This window comes from Mesorhizobium shonense, assembly GCF_040545255.1.
GTDB lineage: Bacteria > Pseudomonadota > Alphaproteobacteria > Rhizobiales > Rhizobiaceae > Mesorhizobium > Mesorhizobium shonense.
This window is the reverse complement of record NZ_JBEPLM010000005.1, coordinates 1-23,632: the sequence shown is the minus strand read 5'-3', so window position 1 is coordinate 23,632 and position 23,632 is coordinate 1. Positions and strand designations below refer to the sequence as shown.

The 23,632-nt window shown below is 64.0% G+C and carries 20 protein-coding genes and 1 tRNA gene; 20 read left to right on the top strand and 1 reads right to left on the bottom strand.

The window, feature by feature from the left end; genetic code table 11:
• The 19 genes from ABID26_RS14845 to ABID26_RS14755 all read left to right on the top strand — a co-directional run bounded on the left by ABID26_RS14845 (nucleotide 1) and on the right by ABID26_RS14755 (nucleotide 22,132).
• Nucleotides 1–1,308, top strand: coding sequence for an NADH-quinone oxidoreductase subunit E (locus ABID26_RS14845; RefSeq protein WP_354415912.1), 1,308 nt, complete (start codon nucleotides 1–3; stop codon nucleotides 1,306–1,308).
• 10 nt (nucleotides 1,309–1,318) lie between these two features.
• Entirely contained in the window at nucleotides 1,319–2,623 is a 1,305-nt protein-coding gene (gene nuoF / locus ABID26_RS14840) for an NADH-quinone oxidoreductase subunit NuoF (RefSeq protein WP_126099544.1), read from the top strand.
• A 74-nt stretch (nucleotides 2,624–2,697) separates the two neighbouring features.
• Complete coding sequence (locus tag ABID26_RS14835; protein ID WP_126099545.1) at nucleotides 2,698–3,378, top strand: NADH-ubiquinone dehydrogenase; 681 nt, start codon at nucleotides 2,698–2,700, stop codon at nucleotides 3,376–3,378.
• A 77-nt stretch (nucleotides 3,379–3,455) separates the two neighbouring features.
• Nucleotides 3,456–5,537, top strand: coding sequence for an NADH-quinone oxidoreductase subunit NuoG (gene nuoG / locus ABID26_RS14830; RefSeq protein ID WP_292303656.1), 2,082 nt, complete (start codon nucleotides 3,456–3,458; stop codon nucleotides 5,535–5,537).
• Between the two features lie 2 nt (nucleotides 5,538–5,539).
• A complete protein-coding gene (nuoH, locus tag ABID26_RS14825; protein WP_126099547.1) occupies nucleotides 5,540–6,583 on the top strand; it encodes an NADH-quinone oxidoreductase subunit NuoH in 1,044 nt (347 codons plus the stop codon).
• A complete protein-coding gene (gene nuoI / locus ABID26_RS14820) occupies nucleotides 6,583–7,074 on the top strand; it encodes an NADH-quinone oxidoreductase subunit NuoI (RefSeq protein WP_126099548.1) in 492 nt (163 codons plus the stop codon). Before nuoH ends, nuoI begins: the two co-directional genes overlap by 1 nt.
• Nucleotides 7,075–7,200: 126 nt before the next feature.
• Complete coding sequence (locus ABID26_RS14815) at nucleotides 7,201–7,821, top strand: NADH-quinone oxidoreductase subunit J (RefSeq protein WP_126099549.1); 621 nt, start codon at nucleotides 7,201–7,203, stop codon at nucleotides 7,819–7,821.
• 1 nt (nucleotide 7,822) lies between these two features.
• Nucleotides 7,823–8,131, top strand: coding sequence for an NADH-quinone oxidoreductase subunit NuoK (nuoK, locus tag ABID26_RS14810; protein ID WP_126099550.1), 309 nt, complete (start codon nucleotides 7,823–7,825; stop codon nucleotides 8,129–8,131).
• 11 nt (nucleotides 8,132–8,142) lie between these two features.
• Nucleotides 8,143–10,116 (top strand): NADH-quinone oxidoreductase subunit L, encoded by a 1,974-nt coding sequence (gene nuoL / locus ABID26_RS14805; protein ID WP_126099551.1) that lies wholly within the window; start codon nucleotides 8,143–8,145, stop codon nucleotides 10,114–10,116.
• Complete coding sequence (locus ABID26_RS14800; protein WP_126099552.1) at nucleotides 10,116–11,621, top strand: NADH-quinone oxidoreductase subunit M; 1,506 nt, start codon at nucleotides 10,116–10,118, stop codon at nucleotides 11,619–11,621. Before nuoL ends, ABID26_RS14800 begins: the two co-directional genes overlap by 1 nt.
• 13 nt (nucleotides 11,622–11,634) lie before the next feature.
• Nucleotides 11,635–13,071 carry an NADH-quinone oxidoreductase subunit NuoN gene (nuoN, locus tag ABID26_RS14795; RefSeq protein ID WP_126099553.1) on the top strand — a complete coding sequence of 479 codons (1,437 nt, stop codon included), beginning with the start codon at nucleotides 11,635–11,637 and terminating at the stop codon, nucleotides 13,069–13,071.
• A gap of 4 nt (nucleotides 13,072–13,075) precedes the next feature.
• Nucleotides 13,076–13,897, top strand: coding sequence for a biotin--[acetyl-CoA-carboxylase] ligase (locus tag ABID26_RS14790; RefSeq protein WP_126099554.1), 822 nt, complete (start codon nucleotides 13,076–13,078; stop codon nucleotides 13,895–13,897).
• 96 nt (nucleotides 13,898–13,993) lie between these two features.
• Entirely contained in the window at nucleotides 13,994–15,664 is a 1,671-nt protein-coding gene (locus tag ABID26_RS14785; RefSeq protein ID WP_354415911.1) for a ribonuclease J, read from the top strand.
• Nucleotides 15,665–15,770: 106 nt separating this feature from the next.
• Nucleotides 15,771–16,175, top strand: a complete 405-nt coding sequence (mce, locus tag ABID26_RS14780) for a methylmalonyl-CoA epimerase (RefSeq protein ID WP_354415910.1) — start codon at nucleotides 15,771–15,773, stop codon at nucleotides 16,173–16,175.
• The gene (locus ABID26_RS14775) at nucleotides 16,172–16,456 is read left to right on the top strand and encodes a DUF1467 family protein (RefSeq protein WP_126099557.1); all 285 of its coding nucleotides are present in this window, start codon (nucleotides 16,172–16,174) and stop codon (nucleotides 16,454–16,456) included. Before mce ends, ABID26_RS14775 begins: the two co-directional genes overlap by 4 nt.
• Before the next feature lie 588 nt (nucleotides 16,457–17,044).
• Nucleotides 17,045–18,370, top strand: a complete 1,326-nt coding sequence (gene proS, locus ABID26_RS14770) for a proline--tRNA ligase (protein WP_126099558.1) — start codon at nucleotides 17,045–17,047, stop codon at nucleotides 18,368–18,370.
• Nucleotides 18,370–19,656, top strand: coding sequence for a lipoprotein-releasing ABC transporter permease subunit (locus tag ABID26_RS14765; RefSeq protein WP_292304668.1), 1,287 nt, complete (start codon nucleotides 18,370–18,372; stop codon nucleotides 19,654–19,656). The genes proS and ABID26_RS14765 overlap by 1 nt, the downstream gene beginning before the upstream one ends.
• On the top strand, nucleotides 19,656–20,336 hold the full coding sequence (locus ABID26_RS14760) for an ABC transporter ATP-binding protein (RefSeq protein WP_126099560.1): 681 nt from the start codon (nucleotides 19,656–19,658) through the stop codon (nucleotides 20,334–20,336). The genes ABID26_RS14765 and ABID26_RS14760 overlap by 1 nt, the downstream gene beginning before the upstream one ends.
• A gap of 545 nt (nucleotides 20,337–20,881) precedes the next feature.
• A complete protein-coding gene (locus tag ABID26_RS14755) occupies nucleotides 20,882–22,132 on the top strand; it encodes an SRPBCC family protein (protein ID WP_354415909.1) in 1,251 nt (416 codons plus the stop codon).
• 238 nt (nucleotides 22,133–22,370) lie between these two features.
• Here ABID26_RS14755 and lipB read toward each other — a convergent pair whose 3' ends face one another.
• On the bottom strand, nucleotides 22,371–23,114 hold the full coding sequence (gene lipB, locus ABID26_RS14750; protein ID WP_354415908.1) for a lipoyl(octanoyl) transferase LipB: 744 nt from the start codon (nucleotides 23,112–23,114) through the stop codon (nucleotides 22,371–22,373).
• A 328-nt stretch (nucleotides 23,115–23,442) separates the two neighbouring features.
• Here lipB and ABID26_RS14745 point away from each other — a divergent pair.
• Nucleotides 23,443–23,527: transfer RNA gene (locus ABID26_RS14745), tRNA-Leu, on the top strand.
• Nucleotides 23,528–23,632 lie beyond the last annotated feature (105 nt).

The window sequence follows — 23,632 nt, the reverse complement described above, 5'->3', positions numbered from 1 at the left end:
ATGTCAGTCCGCCGTCTCGCAGAAGCCAGCGTCCAGCCAGCCTCCTTCGCCTTCAACAAGGCGAACACGGCGGCGGCCAAGCAGTGGATCGCCAAATATCCCAAGGGACGCGAGCAGTCGGCCATCATCCCGTTGCTGATGATCGCGCAGGAACAAGAAGGCTGGGTCACGAAGGCGGCGATCGAGACGATCTCCGACATGCTCGGCATGCCGCGCATCCGCGGCCTCGAGGTCGCGACCTTCTACACGCAATACCAGCTCAATCCGGTCGGCACGCGCGCCCATATCCAGGTTTGCGGTACTACGCCCTGCATGCTGCGCGGCTCGGAAGCGCTGATGGATGTCTGCCGCTCGAAGATCCATCACGACCAGTTCCACACCAATGACAAGGGCACGCTGTCGTGGGAGGAGGTCGAGTGCCTCGGCGCCTGCGTCAACGCGCCGATGGTCATGATCTTCAAGGACACTTTTGAAGACCTGACGCCGGAGCGGCTGGCCGAGATCATCGATCTCTATGAGGCCGGCAAAGGCGCCACTGTAAAGCCCGGCCCCCAGAATGGCCGCACCGGCTCCGAGCCGGCGACTGGGCTGACGACGCTGAAGAGCGAGAAGGCAATTCTGAAGTCGACCCGCGACAAGGAAGCCAAGGCTGCGGCGAAGGCGGCCAGAGAGGCCGCCGCTGCCGCACCGGCAGCCGCGCCAGCCGCCGTCGTCTCGCAGGCACCCGCCGCGCCGGCGCCATCGGCTCCGGTCGGGCCGTCGAAATCCAGCAAGCCGAAGACGGATGCGCCCGAGACCAGCCCGGCCCTGAAGACGCCGTCGCCGGTAAAGGTTTCGCCGGCCACCGAGAAGGCGGCCAGCGTCAGGGCGCCGCGTCACTCCGCCGCCAACGCCAACCAGGCTTCTCCGGAAGTCGAAGGGGTTTCAAAGCCGCGCAGCGGGCCGACGATCAAGGCCGAACCCGCTTCCGCCTTCAAGTCACCCGAGACCAAGCAGCCCGCCGCCAAAACGGCGAAACCTTCGCTCGAGGATAAGAACCGCCCGGCCGGCATCGAGCGCCCGGCAACGGTCGACGATCTCAAGCTGATCTCGGGCGTCGGACCGAAGATCGAGAGCACCTTGCATTCATTGGGCATCTACACCTTCGTCCAGATCGCCGCGTGGAAGAGGGCCGAGCGTGAATGGGTCGACGGCTATCTCAATTTCCGCGGCCGCATCGAGCGCGACGACTGGGTGAAGCAGGCCAAGGCGCTCGCCAAGGGCGGCGTCGCCGAATACATCCGCGTCTTCGGCAAGAAGCCGGTCTGAGGGACGAACCATGCTCCAGGACAAAGACCGCATCTTCACCAACATCTACGGCCTGTTCGACAAGTCGCTGGCCGGAGCGCAGGCGCGCGGCATCTGGGACGACACGCCCGGCCTCATCGCCAAGGGGCGCGACTGGATCGTCAACGAGATGAAGGCAAGCGGCCTGCGCGGCCGCGGCGGCGCCGGCTTCCCGACCGGCCTGAAATGGTCGTTCATGCCCAAGCAGAGCGACGGCCGGCCGAGCTATCTGGTCATCAATGCCGACGAATCCGAGCCCGGCACCTGCAAGGACCGCGACATCCTGCGCAACGATCCGCACACGCTGGTCGAGGGCGCGCTGGTCGCCGGCTTCGCCATGGGCGCGGTCGCGGCCTACATATATGTGCGCGGCGAGTTCATCCGCGAGCGCGAGGCGCTGCAGCGCGCCATCGACGAGGCTTACGCAGCCAAGCTCATCGGCAAGAACAACACGTCCGGCTACGACTTCGACGTCTATATGCACCATGGCGCCGGCGCCTATATCTGCGGCGAGGAGACGGCGCTGCTCGAAAGCCTCGAAGGCAAGAAGGGCCAGCCGCGGCTGAAGCCGCCATTCCCGGCCAATGTCGGCCTTTACGGCTGCCCGACGACGGTCAACAACGTCGAGTCGATCGCGGTGGCGCCGACCATTCTGCGCCGAGGCGCTGCCTGGTTCTCGTCCTTCGGCCGGCCGAACAATGCCGGCACCAAGCTGTTCTGCGTCTCCGGCCACGTCAACAATCCGTGCACTTTCGAAGAAGCGATGTCGATCCCGTTCCGCGAGCTGATCGAGACGCATTGCGGCGGCATTCGCGGCGGCTGGGACAATCTGCTCGCGGTCATCCCTGGCGGCGCCTCGGTGCCGCTGGTGCCTGCGGAGCAGATCATCGACGCGCCGATGGACTTCGACGCGCTGCGCGACCTCAAATCCGGCCTCGGCACGGCGGCTGTCATCGTCATGGACAAGTCGACCGATGTCGTGAAGGCGATCGCCAGGCTGTCCTACTTCTATAAGCACGAGAGCTGCGGCCAGTGCACGCCGTGCCGTGAAGGCACCGGCTGGATGTGGCGGGTCATGGAGCGCTTGGTGCGCGGCGAAGCGCAGAAGCGCGAGATCGACATGCTGCTCGACGTCACCAAGCAGGTCGAGGGCCACACGATCTGCGCGCTGGGCGACGCGGCGGCCTGGCCGATCCAGGGCCTGATGCGACACTTCCGCGGCGAGGTGGAGCGCCGCATCGACGAGTTTTCGCGCAACGCCCACCGGGTCGAGCCGGTGATGGTGGCGGCGGAATAAGATTTGTAAGACGGGCATTGCCCGGGACGGAAAAGCAGGGGCGGGGCGTACGAAGAAACGACCAGGAGATGTCTATGGCGCCGTATTCGATAGCCTACCCGCTGATGCCTTATTGGGACCAACTCGAGAAGATGAACCAGGACCTGACAAAGATGATGCCGAGGGAGATGGCTAGCGCCGTCAACCTCATGGCGCATCCTGTCGCGGGCGCAGCCGCGATGTCGGCGCTGGGCATCGGATTTGCCAATCAGGCAATGGGCGTCTGGATGGGCGCGCTCTCCGGCGCGGTCGAAGCCTCGCAGCGCATGTTCCAACCGTTCCTCGACGATCTCGAGGCGCGGACCGAAGCCGCCAACAATTCGTCCAAGGCGCGCAAGGCGACCGAGACGCTGATCGCCGAGGCGCAGACCTTCGCCAGGGACGTGACCGACATCGCGGCCAACGCCACCGAGAAGGCGCTCGACACTTCAGGCGCCGACACGGTTGCCGGAACGGCCGCGACCGGGCTGATGCCGGAGGATTTCAGGCAGCCCAAGGCGATCGACAAGCCGGGGAAGCCTTCCGACCTGAAGGCGATCTCGGGCATCGGGCCGAAGCTCGAGAAAGTGCTGAACGGTCTTGGCATCTGGACTTATGGCCAGATCGCTGCCTGGACGTCGGAAGAGATCGCCTGGGTCGAGGATTACCTGTCGCTCGCCGGCCGCATCGGCCGCGACGACTGGACCGGTCAGGCGGCGGCGCTGGCCGCCAAGTAGTGAGATGAAATGCCGGGCGCGGCACCAGTCGCGCCCGGAATGAGAGATTGCGGGAAATCCGCGAGGGTTTGAGGCGAATGGCAAAGCTCAAGGTCGACGGGAAAGAGATCACGGTACCCGACCATTACACGCTGCTGCAGGCGGCTGAGGACGCCGGCGCGGAAGTGCCGCGCTTCTGCTTCCACGAGCGGCTGTCGATCGCCGGCAACTGCCGCATGTGCCTGATCGAGGTGAAGGGCGGTCCGCCCAAGCCGCAGGCTTCCTGCGCCATGGGCGTGCGCGACCTGCGCCCCGGCCCGAACGGCGAGCCGCCGGAGATCTTCACCAACACGCCGATGGTCAAGAAGGCGCGCGAAGGCGTGATGGAGTTCCTGCTGATCAACCATCCGCTCGACTGCCCGATCTGCGACCAGGGCGGCGAATGCGACCTGCAGGACCAGGCGATGGCCTTCGGCGTCGACTCCTCGCGCTATCACGAGAACAAGCGCGCGGTCGAAGACAAGTATATCGGCCCGTTGGTGAAGACGGTGATGAACCGCTGCATCCATTGCACGCGCTGCGTCCGCTTCACCACCGAGGTCGCCGGCATTTCCGAGCTCGGCCTGATCGGCCGTGGCGAGGACGCCGAGATCACCACCTATCTCGAACAGGCGATGACGTCGGAGCTCCAGGGCAACGTCATCGACCTTTGCCCGGTCGGCGCGCTGACCTCCAAGCCGTTCGCCTTCCAGGCGCGGCCGTGGGAACTGACCAAGACGGAATCGATCGACGTCATGGACGCTGTCGGCTCGGCGATCCGCGTCGATTCGAGAGGCCGTGAGGTGATGCGTATCCTGCCGCGCGTCAACGAAGCGGTGAACGAGGAGTGGATTTCCGACAAAACCCGCTTCATCTGGGACGGCCTGCGCACGCAGCGCCTCGATCGCCCTTACGTTCGCAAGAACGGCAAGCTCGCCCCGGCAAGCTGGGCGGAGGCCTTCGCGGCGATCAAGGACGAGGTGGGCAAGACCGCGCCTGAGCGCATCGGCGCCATCGCCGGCGACCTCGCCGCGGTCGAGGAGATCTATGCGCTCAAGCTTCTGATGGGCGCGCTCGGCTCGAAGAACATCGACTGCCGCCAGGATGGCGCAGCGCTCGATCCGTCGCTCGGCCGCGCGAGCTACATCTTCAACCCGACTATCGAGGGCATCGAGCAGGCCGATGCGGTGCTGATCATCGGCGCCAATCCGCGCTTCGAGGCCTCGGTGCTCAACGCCCGCATCCGCAAGCGCTGGCGCGTCGGCAACCTGCCGGTCGGCGTCATCGGCGAGATCGGCGACACGCGTTACGACTATGAGCTCATCGGCGCCGGCCCCGAATCCTTGAAGGACCTCGCCGACGGCAACGGCAAGTTCTTCGAGGTGCTGAAGAAGGCGACGCATCCGCTGATCATCGTCGGCCAGGGCGCGCTGGCGCGTGCGGACGGCGCGGCGGTGCTCGGCCAGGCGGCCAAACTCGCCACGGCCGTCGATGCCGTGACGGCCGACTGGAACGGCTTTGCGGTGCTACACAACGCCGCCGGCCGCGTCGGCGGCCTCGACGTCGGCTTCGTGCCGGGCGAGGGCGGCAAGAATGTCGCCGGCATGCTGGGCGAGACGGATCTGCTGTTCCTGCTTGGCGCCGACGAGATCGACATGGCCAAGACCGGCGGCGCCTTCGTCGTCTATATCGGCACGCATGGCGATGCCGGCGCGCACCGCGCCAACGTCATCCTGCCGGCCGCCGCCTACACCGAAAAGTCCGGCACCTATGTCAACACGGAAGGCCGTGTCCAACAGACAAACCGCGCCGGTTTCGCTCCAGGCGAGGCGCGCGAGGACTGGGCGATCCTGCGGGCGCTGTCGGATGTGCTCGGCAAGAAACTGCCCTTCGATTCGCTGGCGCAACTGCGCGCCAAGCTCTATGGCGAATATCCGCATCTGGCCCGTATCGACCAGGTCCTGGCCGGCAGCGCCGACGACGTCGCCAAGGCGGCGAAGCTCGGCGGGCGGTTGAACAAGGGCACCTTCACCTCGCCGGTGAAGGACTTCTATCTGACCAACCCGATCGCGCGGGCCTCGGCCGTGATGGCCGAATGCTCGGCGTTGGCCAAGAGCGGCTTCAAGCAGGCGGCGGAATAAGCATGGACACCTTCTTCTCCTTCTACGTGCTGCCGGCGCTGCTGATCCTGTTGAAGTCGGTCGTGCTGATCGTCGTTCTTCTGATCTTCGTGGCTTATGTGCTCTATGCCGACCGCAAGATCTGGGCGGCGGTGCAATTGCGTCGCGGTCCGAACGTCGTCGGTCCGTGGGGCACGCTGCAGGCCTTCGCCGACCTGTTGAAATTCGTCTTCAAGGAACCGGTGATCCCGTCCGGCGCCAACAAGGGCGTCTTCCTGCTCGCGCCACTGGTGTCGGCGGTGCTGGCGATCTCGGCCTGGGCCGTCATCCCGGTCAGTCAAGGCTGGGCGATCGCCAACATCAATGTCGGCATCCTCTATGTCTTCGCCATCTCCTCGCTCGAGGTCTATGGCGTGATCATGGGCGGCTGGGCATCGAACTCGAAATATCCGTTCCTCGGCGCGCTGCGCTCGGCGGCGCAGATGGTGTCCTACGAGGTCTCGATCGGCTTCGTCATCGTCACCGTTCTGCTCACCGTCGGCTCGCTCAACCTCTCCGACATCGTGCTCGCGCAGCAGGATGGCCTGGGTACGCGGCTCGGCCTGCCCAACACCTTCCTCGACTGGCACTGGCTGTCGCTGTTCCCGATGTTCATCGTGTTCTTCATCTCGGCGCTGGCCGAGACGAACCGCCCGCCGTTCGACCTGGTGGAAGCGGAATCGGAACTCGTCGCCGGCCATATGGTTGAATACTCGTCGACGCCGTTCCTGCTCTTCTTCCTTGGTGAGTATGTCGCCGTCGTCTTGATGTGCGCGTTGGCCACCATCCTTTTCCTCGGCGGCTGGTTGCCACCGTTCGACTTCGCGCCCTTCACCTGGGTGCCGGGGCTGATCTGGTTCGTGCTCAAGGTCTGCCTGGTGTTCTTCATGTTCTCGATGGTGAAGGCGTTCGTGCCGCGCTACCGCTACGACCAGTTGATGCGGTTGGGCTGGAAGGTCTTCCTGCCGATCTCGCTGTTCATGGTCGTCGCCACCGCGGCCTTCCTCAAGATCACGGGATTTGCGTGATGTCTGCTCTTGCCCAAGCCGCAAAGGCCCTGCTGCTGAAGGATTTCGTCAGCGCCTTTTTCCTGTCGATGCGCCAGTTCTTCGCGCCGAAGGAGACGATCAATTATCCGCACGAGAAGGGGCCGATCAGCCCGCGCTTCCGTGGCGAGCATGCGCTGCGCCGCTATCCCAACGGCGAGGAGCGCTGCATTGCCTGCAAGCTCTGCGAAGCGATCTGCCCGGCTCAGGCGATCACCATCGAGGCCGGCCCGCGCCGCAATGACGGCACACGCCGCACGGTGCGCTACGACATCGACATGGTGAAGTGCATCTATTGCGGCTTCTGCCAGGAAGCCTGCCCGGTCGACGCCATCGTCGAGGGGCCGAACTTCGAATTCGCGACCGAAACGCGCGAGGAGCTTTACTACAACAAGGAAAAGCTGCTCGCGAACGGCGATCGCTGGGAACGTGAACTGGCGCGCAACATCGCGCTGGACGCGCCCTATCGCTGACATTTGACGCATGGACGGGGCGAAGAGCCTCGTCTAATGGAACACCAACTTTGCCAGCCGGAGGCGGCGGCGATATCGAGCAGGGGCGCTGAGCCCAGTGTTCGGACAGGAACCCGGGGGAACCCCATGCTGAGTGGACTAGAGGCGGTCTTTTTCTACCTCTTCGCCTTTATTGCCGTGGCGTCGGCCTTCATGGTCATTTCGTCACGCAACCCCGTGCATTCCGTGCTGTTCCTGATCCTGACCTTCTTCAACGCCGCAGGGCTCTTCCTGCTGACCGGCGCCGAATTCCTGGCACTGATTCTGCTCGTGGTCTATGTCGGCGCGGTGATGGTGCTGTTCCTGTTCGTCGTCATGATGCTCGACGTCGACTTTGCCGAGATGAAGCAGGGCGCGTTGCAATACGCGCCGATCGGCGCGCTGGTCGGGCTGGTCCTGGCGGCGGAACTGATCGTCGTGCTCGGCGGCTACAGCTTCGCGCCGCAGCTTGCCTCGACGGTGGCGAAGGCAACGCCGGATATCGCCACGCGCTCCAACACGGCAGCGCTCGGCGACATCCTCTACACGGACTACCTCTATTACTTCCAGATCGCCGGCCTCGTGCTGCTGGTCGCCATGATTGGCGCCATCGTCTTGACGCTGCGCCACAAGGAAGGCGTCAAGCGGCAGTCAATCGCCGCCCAGGTCGGCCGCACGGCTGCGACGGGCATGGAAATCCGCAAGGTCAAGTCGGGCGAGGGTATCTGAGATGGTCGTCGGCATCGCGCATTATCTGACCGTATCGGCGGTCCTGTTCACGCTCGGCGTGTTCGGCATCTTCTTGAACCGCCGCAACATCATCGTCATCCTGATGTCGATCGAGCTGATCCTACTTGCGGTCAACATCAATTTCGTCGCCTTCTCGGCGGCGCTGCATGACCTCGTCGGACAGGTGTTCGCGCTCTTCGTGCTGACGGTCGCCGCGGCCGAGGCCGCGATCGGACTTGCCATTCTTGTCGTCTTCTTCCGCAACCGGGGCTCGATCGCGGTCGAAGACGTGAACCAGATGAAGGGTTGACGGGAACAACCATGTACCAGGCCATCGTCTTCCTTCCGCTGCTTGGCTTCCTGATTGTCGGCCTGTTCGGCAATTCGCTCGGCGCCAAGGCTTCCGAATACATCACCTCCGGCTTCCTGGTCATCTCGGCGGTGCTGTCTTGGATCGTCTTCTTCACCGTCGGCTTCGGCCATGGCGAGGTGTTTACCGTGCCGGTGCTGCGCTGGATCCAGGCCGGCGGGCTCGACGCCGCCTGGGCGCTCAGGATCGACACCCTCACGGTCGTGATGCTGGTCGTCGTCAACACGGTGTCGGCGCTGGTCCATATCTATTCGATCGGCTACATGCACCACGATCCGAACCGGCCGCGCTTCTTCGCCTATCTGTCGCTGTTCACCTTCGCGATGCTGATGCTGGTGACGGCGGACAACCTGGTGCAGATGTACTTCGGCTGGGAAGGCGTCGGCCTCGCCTCCTACCTGCTGATCGGCTTCTGGTACAAGAAGCCGTCCGCCAACGCCGCCGCAATCAAGGCCTTCGTCGTCAATCGCGTCGGCGACTTCGGCTTCGCACTCGGCATCTTCGGCGTCTTCGTGCTGTTCGGCTCGGTCAATCTCGGCACAGTCTTTGCCAACGCAGCCTCCTTCCTGCCGGCCGAAGGCGCGCCGGAAGGCGCCGCGGTGCTCAACTTCCTCGGCCATGCGCTGGACAAGCATATCGCGCTGACGGTGGTCTGCCTGCTGCTCTTCATGGGCGCCATGGGCAAGTCGGCGCAGGTGCCGCTGCACACCTGGCTGCCCGACGCCATGGAAGGTCCGACGCCCGTCTCGGCGCTGATCCATGCCGCGACCATGGTGACGGCCGGCGTGTTCATGCTGGCGAGGCTCTCGCCGCTGTTCGAGCTGTCGCATTCGGCGCTGACCGTCGTCACCTTCATCGGCGCCTTCACCGCCTTCTTCGCGGCGACCGTCGGCCTGGTGCAGAACGACATCAAGCGCGTCATCGCCTATTCGACCTGCTCGCAGCTCGGCTACATGTTCGTGGCGCTCGGCGTCGGCGCCTATGGCGCGGCGATCTTCCACCTGTTCACGCATGCCTTCTTCAAGGCGCTGCTGTTCCTCGGCTCGGGCTCGGTCATCCATGCCGTTTCCGACGAGCAGGACATGCGCCAGATGGGCGGGTTGAGGACGCTCGTTCCCAAGACCTACTGGATGATGGTGATCGGCACGCTGGCGCTGACCGGCGTCGGTATCCCGGCGACGGTGATCGGCACCGCCGGCTTCTTCTCCAAGGACGCCATCATCGAGGCATCCTTTGCCAGCCACAACGCGGTCGCGGTCTTCGCCTTCGTGCTGCTCGTCATCGCCGCCTGCTTCACCAGCTTCTATTCCTGGCGGCTGATCTTCATGACCTTCCATGGCGAGCCGCGGGCGAGCCACGAGATCATGCATCACGTGCATGAATCGCCGCCGGTGATGCTGGTGCCGCTCTATCTGCTGGCCGCCGGCGCGCTGTTTGCCGGCATCCTCTTCCACGGCGCCTTCATCGGCGAGGGCTATGCCGAGTTCTGGAAGGCTTCGCTGTTCACGCTGCAGGACAACCATATCCTGCACGAGATCCACGAACTGCCGCTATGGGTGGAACTGGCGCCGTTCATCGCCATGGTCATCGGCTTCGCGGTTGCCTGGAAGTTCTACATCCGCTCGCCGGAACTGCCACGGAGCGTCGCCGCCAACCACCGCCTGCTCTACGGCTTCCTGCTCAACAAGTGGTATTTCGACGAGCTCTACGACTTCCTGTTCGTGCGGCCGGCGAAACGCCTCGGCCGGTTCCTGTGGAAGACCGGTGACGGCGCCGTCATCGACGGGCTCGGCCCCGACGGCATCTCGGCGCGCGTCGTCGACGTCACCAACCGGGTCGTCAAGCTGCAGACCGGCTATCTCTATCACTATGCTTTCGCCATGCTGATCGGCGTGGCCGCTCTCGTCACCTGGATGATGCTCTGATGACCGACTGGCCAATCCTCTCGCTGGTCACCTTCCTGCCGCTGGTTGGTGTTCTGCTCATTCTGCCGATCAGCGACGACAGCGAAAACGCGCGCCGCAACATCCGCTCGATCGCCTTCATCACCACGGCGTTCACCTTCGTGGTGTCGCTGTTCATCTGGAAGGGTTTTGACAATTCGCAAGCCGGCTTCCAGTTCGTCGAGAAATTCGCCTGGCTGGATTCGGGCATCTCCTACCACATGGGCGTCGACGGCATCTCGATGCTGTTCGTCATCCTGACCACGTTCCTGATGCCGCTTTGCATCCTCGCCTCCTGGGATGCGATCGAGAAGCGGGTCAAGGCCTACATGATCGCCTTCCTGATCCTCGAGACGCTGATGATCGGCGTGTTCTGTGCGCTCGACATCGTGCTGTTCTACGTCTTCTTCGAGGCGGGCCTGATCCCGATGTTCATCATCATCGGCGTCTGGGGCGGCAAGCGGCGCGTCTATGCCTCGTTCAAATTCTTCCTCTATACGCTCGCCGGCTCGGTGCTGATGCTGCTCGCCATCATGGCGATGTTCTTCCAGTCCGGCACGACCGACATCACCACGCTTCTGACGCACAACTTCCCGGCCAGCATGCAGACCTGGCTGTGGCTCGCCTTCTTCGCCTCCTTCGCGGTGAAGATGCCGATGTGGCCGGTGCACACCTGGCTGCCCGATGCGCACGTGGAGGCGCCGACGGCGGGCTCGGTCATCCTGGCCGCCATCCTCCTGAAGATGGGCGGGTATGGCTTCCTGCGCTTCTCGCTGCCGATGTTCCCGCTGGCGTCCGAGATGTTCGCGCCGCTGATCTTCACGCTCTCGGTCGTCGCCATCATCTACACCTCGCTGGTGGCGCTGATGCAGGAGGACATGAAGAAGCTGATCGCCTATTCGTCGGTGGCCCACATGGGCTTCGTCACCATGGGCACCTTCGCGATGAACCAGGAAGGCGTGCAGGGGGCGATCTACCAGATGCTCAGCCACGGCCTCGTCTCCGGAGCGCTGTTCCTGTGCGTCGGCGTCATCTACGACCGCATGCATACGCGTGAGATCGACGCCTATGGCGGGCTGGTCAACAACATGCCGAAATACGCCACCGTGTTCATGATCTTCACAATGGCCAATGTCGGCCTGCCGGGCACCAGCGGCTTCGTCGGCGAGTTCCTGACCATGCTCGGCGTGTTCCGGGTCAACACCTGGGTGGCCTTCTTCGCAGCCACCGGCGTGATCCTGTCGGCGGCTTACGCGCTCTGGCTCTACCGCCGGGTGATCTTCGGCGCGCTGACCAAGGAGAGCCTGAAGAACCTGCTCGATCTCTCGACCCGCGAGAAGGTCATCATCTACCCGCTGGTGGCGCTGGTCATCTTCTTCGGCGTCTATCCGGCGCCGGTGTTCGACGTCACGACGCAGTCGGTGAAGGCGCTCGTCACCAACGTCACCGCATCCATCAATTCCGCGCAGACCGCGGCGGCGAACTGACTGGGGAAATACCATGACGCCGGACCTTCTCTCCAGCCTTTCGCTCTCGACACCGGAGCTGATCCTCGCTATCGGCGCGCTGGCGCTTTTGATGGTTGGCGCCTATTCGCGCTCCAACAACACCATGACGGTAACCGGCCTCGCGGTCGCGGTGCTTGTGATCGCCGGCCTGTGGCTGGCCTTCTCCGCTGGCCAAGGGACCGCCTATGGCAGCGCCTTCGTTCAGGATTCCTTCGGCCGCTTCATGAAGATGCTGGCGCTGATCGGCTCGGCGGTGACGCTCGTCATGTCGATGCGCTTCGCCAGGCAGGAGCATTTCGACAAGTTCGAATATCCGGTGCTGATCGTGCTCTGCACGCTCGGGATGATGCTGATGATCTCGGCCAACGGCATGATCGGGCTCTATCTCGGGCTCGAGCTGCAGTCGCTGGCGATCTATGTGCTGGCGGCGATCAATCGCGACAATCTCCGCTCGACCGAAGCGGGCCTGAAGTATTTCGTCCTCGGCGCGCTGTCGTCGGGCATGCTGCTTTACGGCATCAGCCTAGTCTACGGTTACACCGGCAATACCGGTTTCCACGAGATCGCGACGGCACTGGGCGGCGGCGAGCGCCAGCTCGGCCTCGTCTTCGGCCTGGTCTTCGTGCTCGCCGGGCTTGCCTTCAAAATCTCGGCCGTGCCGTTCCACATGTGGACGCCGGACGTCTACGAAGGCGCGCCGACGCCGATCACCGCCTTCCTGGCGGCGGCGCCGAAAATGGCGGCGATGGCGCTGATCGTGCGCGTCACCATGGGCGCCTTCAAGCCGATCGCCGCCGACTGGCAGCAGATCGTCGTCTTCATCTCGATCGCCTCGATGGCGCTCGGCGCCTTCGCGGCCATCGGCCAGACCAACATCAAGCGCCTGATGGCCTATTCCTCGATCGGCCATATGGGATACGCACTGGTCGGCCTTGCCGCGAACAGCCAGGCCGGCGTGCGCGGCGTCGCGATCTACATGCTGATCTATCTGGTGATGACGCTCGGCACCTTCGCCTTCATCCTCGCCATGCGGCGCAAGGAAGGCAATGTCGAACAGATCGGCGACCTCGCCGGCCTTGCCTCGACCAACCCGATCATGGCCACCATCCTCACCATCCTGATGTTCTCGCTGGCCGGCATTCCGCCGCTCGCGGGCTTCTGGGGGAAGTGGTACGTGTTCCTCGCCGCCATCAACGCGCATCTCTATGCGCTGGCGATCATCGGCGTGCTGGCTTCGGTGGTGGGCGCCTATTATTACCTGCGCATCATCAAGATCATGTGGTTCGACGAACCTGTCGGCGGCTTTGTGCCGATGGCGAGCGAGTTGCGCCTCGTGCTCGGCGTCAGCGGCGCCTTCGTGCTGTTCTACGTGCTGATCGGCGGCCCGATCGGCAGCTATGCCGAAGCCGCCGCAAAAACCTTCTTCTGACCGGATGGCATTTCGGCTGGCTCCAACCGCGGCTTCGGAAGGGTTCCGGCTCGAGGCCCATGACAGCGTCGGCTCGACCAACGCGCTGGCGCTGGAGCATGCGCGGGCCGGCGATCCGGGGAAACTCTGGGTGGTCTCGAAGAAGCAGGAAAGCGGGCGCGGGCGGCGTGGCCGCGCCTGGGCGACGCCTGAAGGCAACCTGGCGGCAACGCTGCTCCTGGTTCCTGGCGGCGAGCTACGGCTCGCCGCGACGCTCAGCTTCGTCGCCGGGCTCGCCCTGGCGGACGCGCTCGACGCCATAGTCCCGAAAGGGCGGATTGCCGTCGGCTTGGACGGCGGCAGCGAAGGCCGTAACCGCTTCGAGCTGAAATGGCCGAACGACGTTCTTGCCTCCGGCGCCAAGCTTGCCGGCATCTTGCTGGAATCGGCGATGCTCGAAGGCGGCCGCTTTGCCGTCGCTGTCGGCATCGGCGTCAATGTCGTGGCTTACCCGCAGGATTTGCCGTATCCGGCGACATCGCTCAAGGCACTGGGTGCCAGTTGCGATGCCGAGACGCTGTTCCTGGCGCTTTCGGATGCCTGGAGCGAGAATTTCAGATTGTGGGATGACGGTCGCGGGCTCACCGCAATCAGGAAGCGCTGGCTGGCGCGCGCGGCCGGGCTCGGCGGCGAGGTTGCTGTCAGAATTGACGGCAATGTGGTGCGCGGCGTCTTCGAGACCATTGACGAGGACTGCCGTTTCGTGATCCGCGACGATGACGGATCTGTTTTGACGATCGCGGCCGGCGACGTGCATTTCGGCGCGGTCGCGTCGGCGCGGATATAGTTTTGTTTTTGCGCTATTCCGGACGGAGAACGGTGACACACTTTTCCTGGAATTGCTCTAACGGCTTGGCCTGACCGGCCAGGAAGGAAAGAATTCATGGCGGATAGAGAAAACGCCGAACTTGTGTTCGCGCCGCTCGGCGGTGTCGGCGAGATCGGCATGAACTTCGCCCTCTACGGCTACGGGCCGGCAAACGCGCGCGAGTGGATCGTCGTCGATGTCGGCGTCACCTTTCCCGACACCGCGCATCCGGGCGTCGATCTCATCCTGCCCGACACGCGCTTCATCGAGGAGAATATCGACGGTTTGCGCGGCATCGTCATCACCCACGCGCATGAGGACCATTACGGGGCGCTGCTCGACATCTGGCCGAGGCTCAAGGTGCCGGTCTGGATGACGCCGTTCACAGCCGGCCTGCTCGAGGCCAAGCGGCAGGGCGAGCAGGGCGCGCCGAAGATCCCGGCGTCGATCTATCGGGCGGGCGAGAAGTTCACCATCGGGCCGTTCGAGATCGAGGCCATCCCGGTCGCGCACTCGATCCCCGAGCCGATGTCGCTGGCGATCACCACGGCGGCCGGCACGGTGATCCACACTGGCGACTGGAAGATCGACCCGGCGCCGACGATCGGGCCGAAGACCGACGAGGCGCGCTTCCGCGCCTATGGCGACAAGGGCGTGCTGGCGCTGGTCTGCGATTCCACCAATGCGCTGAGGGAAGGGGACTCGCCCTCGGAAGTGGCGGTCGGCGAGGGCCTCAAGGGCGTCATCGAGAACGCCAAGGGCCGGGTCGCGGTCACCACGTTTTCCTCCAATGTCGGGCGCATCGTCTCGATCGCCAGGGCGGCGCGCGATGCGGGCCGCCAATGCCTGGTGCTCGGCCGCTCGCTGAAGCGCGTCATCGATGTCGCGGGCGAGCTCGGCTATATGGACGGGTTGCCGGAATTCATCACCGAAGAGGATTACGGCTTCATCCCACGGGAAAACCTGGTGATCATCTGCACCGGCAGTCAGGGCGAGCCGCTGGCAGCATTGGCGAAGCTGTCGCGCGACGAGATGAAGTCGGTGGCGCTGACGGCCGGCGACACGGTCGTGTTTTCCTCGCGCACCATTCCCGGCAACGAAAAGGCGATCCTCGAGATCAAGAACCGGCTGATCGACCTCGGCATGAAGATCATCGAGGACGGCGACGCGCTGGTGCATGTCTCCGGCCATCCGCGCCGCAGCGAATTGCGCAAGATGTATCAGTGGGTGCGGCCGCAAATCGGCGTGCCGGTGCATGGCGAGGCGGCGCATCTGGTGGCGCAGGGTTCGCTTATGTCGATGTCGGGCATCGGGCAGGTGGCGCAGGTGCGCGACGGCGACATGCTGAGGCTCTGGCCCGGTCCCGCCACGATCATCGACCAGGTGCCGTTCGGCCGTCTCTACAAGGACGGCTTTCTGATCGGCACCGACCAGGCGATGGGAATACGCGACCGGCGCAAGCTGTCCTTCGCCGGCCATGTCGCGGTCAATGTCGTGCTCGACGACAAATACGAGCTTGCCGGCGACCCCGACCTGGTGGCGATCGGCGTCGCCGAGGCGGATGCCAGCGGCGAGACGCTGGAAGACCTGATGCTCGATGCGGCAATCGGCGCGGTGGACTCGATCCCCCGCCAGCGCCGAAAAGACCTCGACCTGGTGCAGGAGGCCGTACGCCGTGCCGTGCGTGGCGCCGCCAACGAAGCCTGGGGCAAGAAGCCGCTGGTGACTGTATTCGTCACCAGATGAGGGAGTAGGAGGTAGGCAGTAGGGAAAGGTGATGGCTTTGTAACTCGCCCACTTTGTTCTTCCCTAATGCCTACTGCCTATTGCCTACTGCCTTGAGGAAAATGACATGCTTGGACGCCTGAACCATGTCGCGCTTGCCGTGCCGGATCTGGCGGCGGCGACCGTGGCCTATCGCGATACGCTGGGCGCGCGGTTGAGCGAACCGCGGGCGCTGCCGGAACATGGCGTGACGGTGGTGTTCGTCGATGTCGGCAACACCAAGATCGAGCTGCTGGAGCCGCTGGGCGATGCCTCGCCGATCGCCGCCTTCCTGGAGAAGAATCCGTCGGGCGGCATGCATCACGTCTGCTACGAGGTCGACGATATCCTCGCCGCGCGCGATCATCTGAAGGCGAGCGGCGCGCGCGTGCTCGGCGACGGCAATCCAAAGATCGGCGCGCACGGCAAGCCGGTGCTGTTCCTGCACCCCAAGGACTTCTTCGGCACGCTGGTCGAACTGGAGCAGGCATGAACTGGGTTTCGTTTATAGCGCTGTTCTTCGTCACCTGGTGGCTGGTGCTGTTTGCCGTGCTGCCGTTCAGCCTGCGCACGCAGGACGAGGACAAGGACGTGACGCTGGGAACGGTTTCGAGCGCGCCACGCGGGCCGCATATGCTGCGCGCGGCGATCCGCACGACCATCGTCACCGCCATCGTGATCGGTATTTTCTACGGCCTGACGAGGGGGCTCGGCCTCGGCTTCGACGACATTCCGCACATCGTACCGGACTTTAGTCATATCGACGGCCACTAAATCTAAAACTAAAGTCCCTGGCGAGGTTTCTGCAAGTATTAAGCAGCAGCCACGCGCGGTGGTTGAAATCGGAACCCGGCTTCCGATTTCAACGGCCGACGCAGCGTAATGCCGTTTGGCAGCTTGTCGTGCTAAGCAGATGATTGCACAAAAAAAATGCAAGGCACGAGGCCTTGCAATTTAAACGCGTCCGATCCGTTTCCGGTGTCCGGCGGCAGCGAGTTACCGCGCCTAGATCGCATCCTCCCAAGACTTTGACCGCGTAGGAGAGCAGATTTTTCTCCGCCCTCTCGGTTATCGGCGCACACTAGACCAAGGCAGGTGAAAATGTCACGAAGAATTTTGCCTTCAAACGGGCAATATCGTGCTGCACTGCACAATAGTGCGGCAGGGCTTGCTTGTGAATCGATCAAAAAGCCGGATGCGGCACTTTGTGATCAAAAACGGCGTTTTTGGTAAGGTGCAGAAGGCCCCGATACTTTGGGGCGCTCGGGTTTCCATTCGGTCATGAAATGGCTATGAAGCCCGGGCAAGCAGCCTCGGTTGCGCCGATTCCCGCGCCGCCATTTTTCAGTCACGGACCAGTCCATGCGTTTGTCGCGCTACTTCCTGCCCATTCTCAAAGAAAACCCTCGCGAGGCCGAAATCGTCTCGCACCGGCTGATGCTGCGCGCCGGCATGATCCGCCAGCAGGGGCAGGGCAGCTTCTCCTGGCTGCCGCTCGGCAAGCGCGTGCTGGACAAGGTCTGCCAGATCATCCGCGAGGAGCAGAACCGGGCAGGCGCGCTGGAAATCCTGATGCCGACCATCCAGTCGGCGGACCTCTGGCGCGAGAGCGGCCGTTACAACGACTACGGCAAGGAGATGCTGCGCATCAAGGATCGCCAGGACCGCGACATGCTCTACGGCCCGACCAACGAGGAAATGGTCACCGAGATCTTCCGCGCCTACGTCAAATCCTACAAGGACCTGCCGCTCAACCTCTACCACATCCAGTGGAAGTTCCGCGACGAGGTGCGCCCCCGCTTCGGCGTCATGCGCAGCCGAGAATTCCTGATGAAGGACGCTTACTCCTTCGACCTCGATTTCGAAGGCGCGAGAGCCGCCTACAACCGCATGTTCGTCTCCTATCTCAGGACGTTCACGCGCATGGGCCTGCAGGCCATCCCGATGCGCGCCGACACCGGCCCGATCGGCGGCGACCTCAGCCATGAGTTCATCATCCTGGCCGAAACCGGCGAGAGCCAGGTGTTCTGCGACCGCGCCTATCTGTCGCTCGACGTGCCCGGCGCGGACACGAACTTTTCCAACGATGGCGAGATCGGCGGCATCGTGAAGAAATGGACGACGCCTTACGCCGCCACCGACGAGATGCATGACGAAGCGGCCTGGGCGAATGTCGCTGAAGGCGACAGGCTCTCGGCGCGCGGCATCGAGGTCGGCCACATCTTCCATTTCGGCGAGAAGTATTCGAAGCCGATGGGCGCCAAGGTGACCGGGCCCGACGGCAAGGACCATTTCGCCTCGGGCGGCTCCTACGGCATCGGCCCGTCGCGGCTGGTCGCGGCGATCATCGAGGCCAGCCATGACGAGAACGGCATCATCTGGCCGGAAGCAGTGGCGCCGTTCGATGTCGGCTTGATCAACATGAAGGTGGGCGACGCCGAGTGCGACCGCGTCTGCGACGAGCTCTACGCGGCGCTGAGTTCAGCCGGCAAGGACGTGCTCTATGACGACACCGACCAGCGGCCGGGCGGCAAGTTCGCCACCGCTGACCTGATCGGCCTGCCCTGGCAGGTGATCGTCGGACCGCGGGGCGTTGCCGCCGGCGAGGTCGAGATCAAGAACCGCAAGTCGGGCGAACGCGAGACGCTGCCGATCGCGGAGGCCAGGAAACGCTTGGGTATCGCCTGATGAGCGAAGCGGCGGCAGCGGCCAGATCGCCGGCGGGCGCCTTTTCAGGCTTCGAGCGCATGGTGGCGTGGCGCTACCTGCGTTCGCGGCGCAAGGAGACGGTGATCTCGGTGATCGCCTCGATCTCCTTCCTCGGCATCATGCTGGGCGTCGCGACGCTGATCGTCGTCATGGCGGTGATGAACGGTTTTCGCGCCGAGCTGCTGACCCGCATCCTCGGCGTCAACGGCCATCTCATCGCGCAGCCGCTGGATTCGCCGCTGGAGGACTATGCGCAGGTAGCGAGCCGCATCAATGGCGTTGCCGGCGTCAAATACGCCATACCGCTGATCGACGGCCAGGTGCTGGCGCAAGGCAATGTCGGCGGCGGAACCGGCGCGCTGGTGCGCGGCATCCGCGGCGAGGACCTTGCCAAGATCGCAATCGTCTCCAGCAACATCAAGCAGGGAACGCTTGACGGCTTCGATGCCGGCGAGGGCGTGGCGATCGGCAAGCGCATGGCCGAGAATCTCGGCCTCGTCCTCGGCGACACCATCACGCTGATCTCGCCCGAAGGCGATGTCACTCCGCTCGGCACGACGCCGCGCATGAAGGGCTACAAGGTGGCGGCGATCTTCGAGGTCGGCATGTCGGAATATGACAGCTCGATCGTCTACATGCCGTTTTCCGAGGCGCAGCTCTATTTCAACATGGACGGGCGGGCGCAGACCATCGAGATCTATGTCGACAATCCCGACAATGTCGATGCGCTGAAGCCGCTGGTCGAGCAGGCGGCACAACGGCCGGTCGATCTCGTCGACTGGCGCCAGCGCAACGAAACCTTCTTCTCGGCGCTGCAGGTCGAGCGCAACGTCATGTTCATGATCCTGACGCTGATCGTGCTGGTGGCGGCGCTCAATATCATTTCCGGCCTCATCATGCTGGTGAAGGACAAGGGCCACGACATCGCCATCCTGCGCACCATGGGCGCGTCGCGCGGCGCAATCCTGCGCATCTTCCTGATGACCGGGGCCGCGATCGGCGTCACCGGCACCATCGCCGGCGTGCTGCTCGGAGTCGTCATCTGCCTCAACATCGAATCGATCCGCCAGTTCTTCTCCTGGATGACAGGCAGGATCCTGTTCAATCCCGAGCTCTATTTCCTTAGCCAGCTGCCGGCGAAAATGGATCCGCGCGAGACCACCTATGTCGTCATCATGGCGCTGGCCCTGTCCTTCCTGGCGACGGTGTTTCCGGCCTGGCGGGCGGCCCGGCTCGATCCGGTCGAAGCCTTGAGGTACGAGTGATGGCCGACGCCATTATCGAGCTGAAGGGCGTCGAGCGGCATTATGTCCAGGGGCCGCGCAAGCTCACCATCCTGAACGGCGCCGACTTCTCGCTTCGTCGTGGCGAGATGGTGGCGCTGGTGGCGCCGTCTGGCACCGGCAAGTCGACACTGCTGCATACGGCTGGCCTGCTCGAGCGGCCGGACGCCGGCGACGTCGTTCTTAACGGCCGCGCCTGCGGCCGGCTCTCGGATGATGAACGCACCGCGATCCGCCGCAACGATGTCGGCTTCGTCTATCAATTCCATCATCTGCTGCCGGAGTTTTCCGCACTCGAAAACATCATGATGCCGCAGCTGATCAAGGGGCTTCCCGCCAAGGAGGCGTCCGAACGGGCGGCGCAGCTTCTCGACTACATGCAGATCGGCAAGCGCGCGCAGCATCGGCCATCGGAGCTTTCCGGCGGCGAGCAGCAGCGCGTGGCAATCGCACGCGCCGTCGCCAATGCGCCGCTGGTGCTTCTGGCCGACGAGCCGACCGGCAATCTCGATCCCGCGACGGCTCACTACGTCTTCGACGCGCTCGAAGCGCTTGTCAGGCAGTCGGGGCTGGCGGCGTTGATCGCCACCCACAATCACGAGCTGGCCGCCCGTATGGACCGACGTGTGACGTTGGCCGAGGGCAAGGTGGTGCCGCTGTAGGGTGTACCGAGATTCAGATGAGGCCGGCCTGCAAATGGCGGCTTCCTGCGCTTCCGGTGCTCACGTACTTTAAGTACGCTCCGCTCCGGTTCTCGGAAACCACCATTTTCGACTCGGCCTGACCTGAATCTCGGTACACCCCGGCCTGCGATTGTCTGGTCGCCTTCGGCATTTGGCCGTCGCAGTTTTTCGCCCGTCAACCTTTCCTTAACCGTGCTCAAACGGACCGTCCGGATTCGCCTGGCGCGCCGCTCCCTGATCCGTTGACATTCGAACAAAATTAGAACAAATTACGAACATACCAACAACAGGAGAGAGTTATGGCCGATCTGGTTCAGGATGTCGTCTCGCTGGTTTGCATGAGCACCTTTCTCATTTCCATGGCGATCTGGATTGGCGCCATGTGATCAGGCGGTTCGCCGCCGCTTCCTCGGGTGGGCAAAAGGCCCGCCCTCTGTTTGGGACGGGCAAGGCCCCGCCCATTGTTAAGTCTTTCTTGGCCGCGCCGCCGCTAGGCTGCTTCCCGAAGAAGGGAGCAAAAGGCAGTGTCGGTCATCGCCACGGTCACCCTCGTGGCCGGAAATCTCGGACTGATTTTTTTGCTGATGACTGTGCCGCTCGGGTCGCGCACGGTTACGGTCAGCCGTGTGATAGAGGCCGATCGCAAACGCCTCTGGCAGGCGCTCTGGCCATTCGGCGGCGACGCCGGCTGGTCGGGCGAAATCCTGTCAGCCGAACCGCTGGACGGCGAGGGGGCGGCGCTGATCAGACTGTCCTGGGAAGGGCGGGATGGCCGGCCGATCGAACGCAAGGCGCGGTTCGACGATGTGGTGGAAGGCAGCCGCTTCTCGATGCGCGTCATCGAGGACACGGCGCTCGATCCTTCGTTCTGGGCCGATTATCGCGAAACCACCGAACTCGCGCCCGAAGGCGGCGCGACGCGGGTCACGTTCAGGCAGACCGACCGTTATCGCGGCGTCGCTTTCCTGATCTTCCGCTACTTCGCCATGCGCCGCGAGCTCGCCAAGCTGCAGGTCTGGGCGAGAACCGGAACCTATCGCAAGGGCGGTTGGTTCGAGCATCCGGTGAGCCAGATCGGCTTTGCCGTGCTTTCGGCCTTCATCCTGTGGCCGTTCTTCGGGCTGAACCTCGGCGGGCTGGCGCTGGCCGCCATCCTGACCTCGGTGGTGGCGTTGCACGAGCTTGGGCATATGGCAGCCTTCCGGCTGACGGGGCATCGCCGGGCGCGCATGATCTTCATCCCGCTGCTCGGCGGCATCGCCATGGGCGGCAGGCCCTATGACAGCCGTTTCGAGGTCGCCTTCGTGGCGCTGATGGGCGCGGGCTTCTCCGCCTTCCTGGTGCCTCTCCTGATCGCCGCCAGCGGCCTTGCCGGCAGCGAGGGCCATCGCCTTGCGGCAATGCTGCTGGCGACGCTTGCCGGCTGCGCCTCACTGTTCAACATCGCCAATCTGGTGCCGGTATGGAAGTTCGACGGCGGCCAGGTGCTGCGCCAGATCTGCCCGGGGCCGATTGCGCTGGCGCTGGCCTCCTTCCTGCTGCTGTCGGCCCTGCTGGCGCTCGGCTGGCGTACCGGTTTCCCGCCCAGCTTCCTGCTCATCGCCGGCGCGGTGTTCTCGATCCTCAGCTTGCTCACCGTGGGAAACGGCGTGAAGCCGCGTCATGAGCTGAAGCCGATCCGAGCCTTCGATCGCCTGGCCATGGCCGGCGCGCTGCTCGCGGTCTTTTCCATTCATGGCTATGGCGTGCTCTGGGCTTCGGCGAAGCTGATGTAGGGCGTGTTGAGATTCAGGTGATGCCGGCCTGCAAACGCTGGGGTTCCTGCGCTTCCGGCCTTCGCCGGCCGAAGCACTCATGAGTGGCATCACAGTTGAGGCTACGGCCGGCGTAGGCCGGTGCTCACGTACTTAAGTACGCTCCGCTCCGGTTCTCGGAACCCAACTTGTTTGGTCGCTTCGCGCCCGTCTTCGACTCCGACTCGGCCTGACCTGAATCTCAGCACACCCTAGGGTGTCAGCCTGCCTTTCGGGCCAGTTCGGCGACCGGGACGGCGGCCGGTCCGAACACATCCTCGAAGGCGGATTTCAGCGCAAGGTCGAGGTCGGCCATGGTGACCGGCAGGCCGAGGTCGACGAGGCTGGTGACGCCGTGGTCCGAGACGCCGCACGGCACGATGCCGCTGAAATGGGAAAGCTCCGGCTCGACGTTGATGGCGATGCCGTGAAAACTCACCCAGCGCCTGAGCCTGATGCCTATTGCCGCGATCTTGTCCTCGGCGGGCGAGCCGTCGGGCAGGGCAGGGCGATCCGGCCGCACCACCCAGACGCCGACGCGGTCCTCGCGCCGCTCGCCGCGCACGTTGAAGGCGGCGAGTGTTTCGATGATCCATTGCTCGAGCGCGGCGACGAAGGCGCGGACATCCTCGCCCCGGCGCTTCAAGTCGAGCATCACATAGGCCACACGCTGGCCGGGGCCGTGATAGGTGTATTCGCCGCCGCGGCCGGCGGCAAAGACCGGGAAACGGTCTGGCTCGATCAGGTCCTCGATACGCGCGCTGGTGCCGGCGGTATAGAGCGGCGGATGCTCGACCAGCCAGACCATCTCGCCGGCGGCACCGCTGCGGATCGCCTCGGCGCGCGCCTCCATGAAGGCAAGCGCGTCGGGATAGGAGGTGAGGCCTGGCTCGATCACCCATTCGACCGGCGCCGAACCGGGAAGGGGCAGGAACGACGTGGCGATCTGGCTGCGTTCTGTCATGGCGCGTCTCTCCTGAGGCGCGCCATGACCGGAACCGGATCCAGGCGGGCTCAGATGTGTATTGTGCCCCAAAAATCCGTCAACGGCTTCGGGCGACATGCAATTGCCCTTCATATGGCGGCAATCGACAAAAACGTCCAGTTCCGCCAGCTCGCGGCGAGGCTGTGGACCCTAGTGGCAGCGCCTTTATCTGATGCATGTCGTTCTTGCAAAACCGCCACGCACTTTTGGGCGACACGCATTAGCGAATATTCCGCACGGCGCACTTGTTTCGCCGGAAACGATTTGCTACAGGCCCCGGGCCGGACGGTTCCGGCTCCTACCACGTGCGGTCGTGGCGGAATTGGTAGACGCGCAGCGTTGAGGTCGCTGTGGGGCAACCCGTGGAAGTTCGAGTCTTCTCGACCGCACCAAACTCCCCTCTAACAGGCCGCTGCAAAAGTCGCGCCCTTTTCGATTTTGATGACATTTATCGGATTGGTTTTGTCTGATCGGGCTGGATTTTGGCTTTTGCGGCT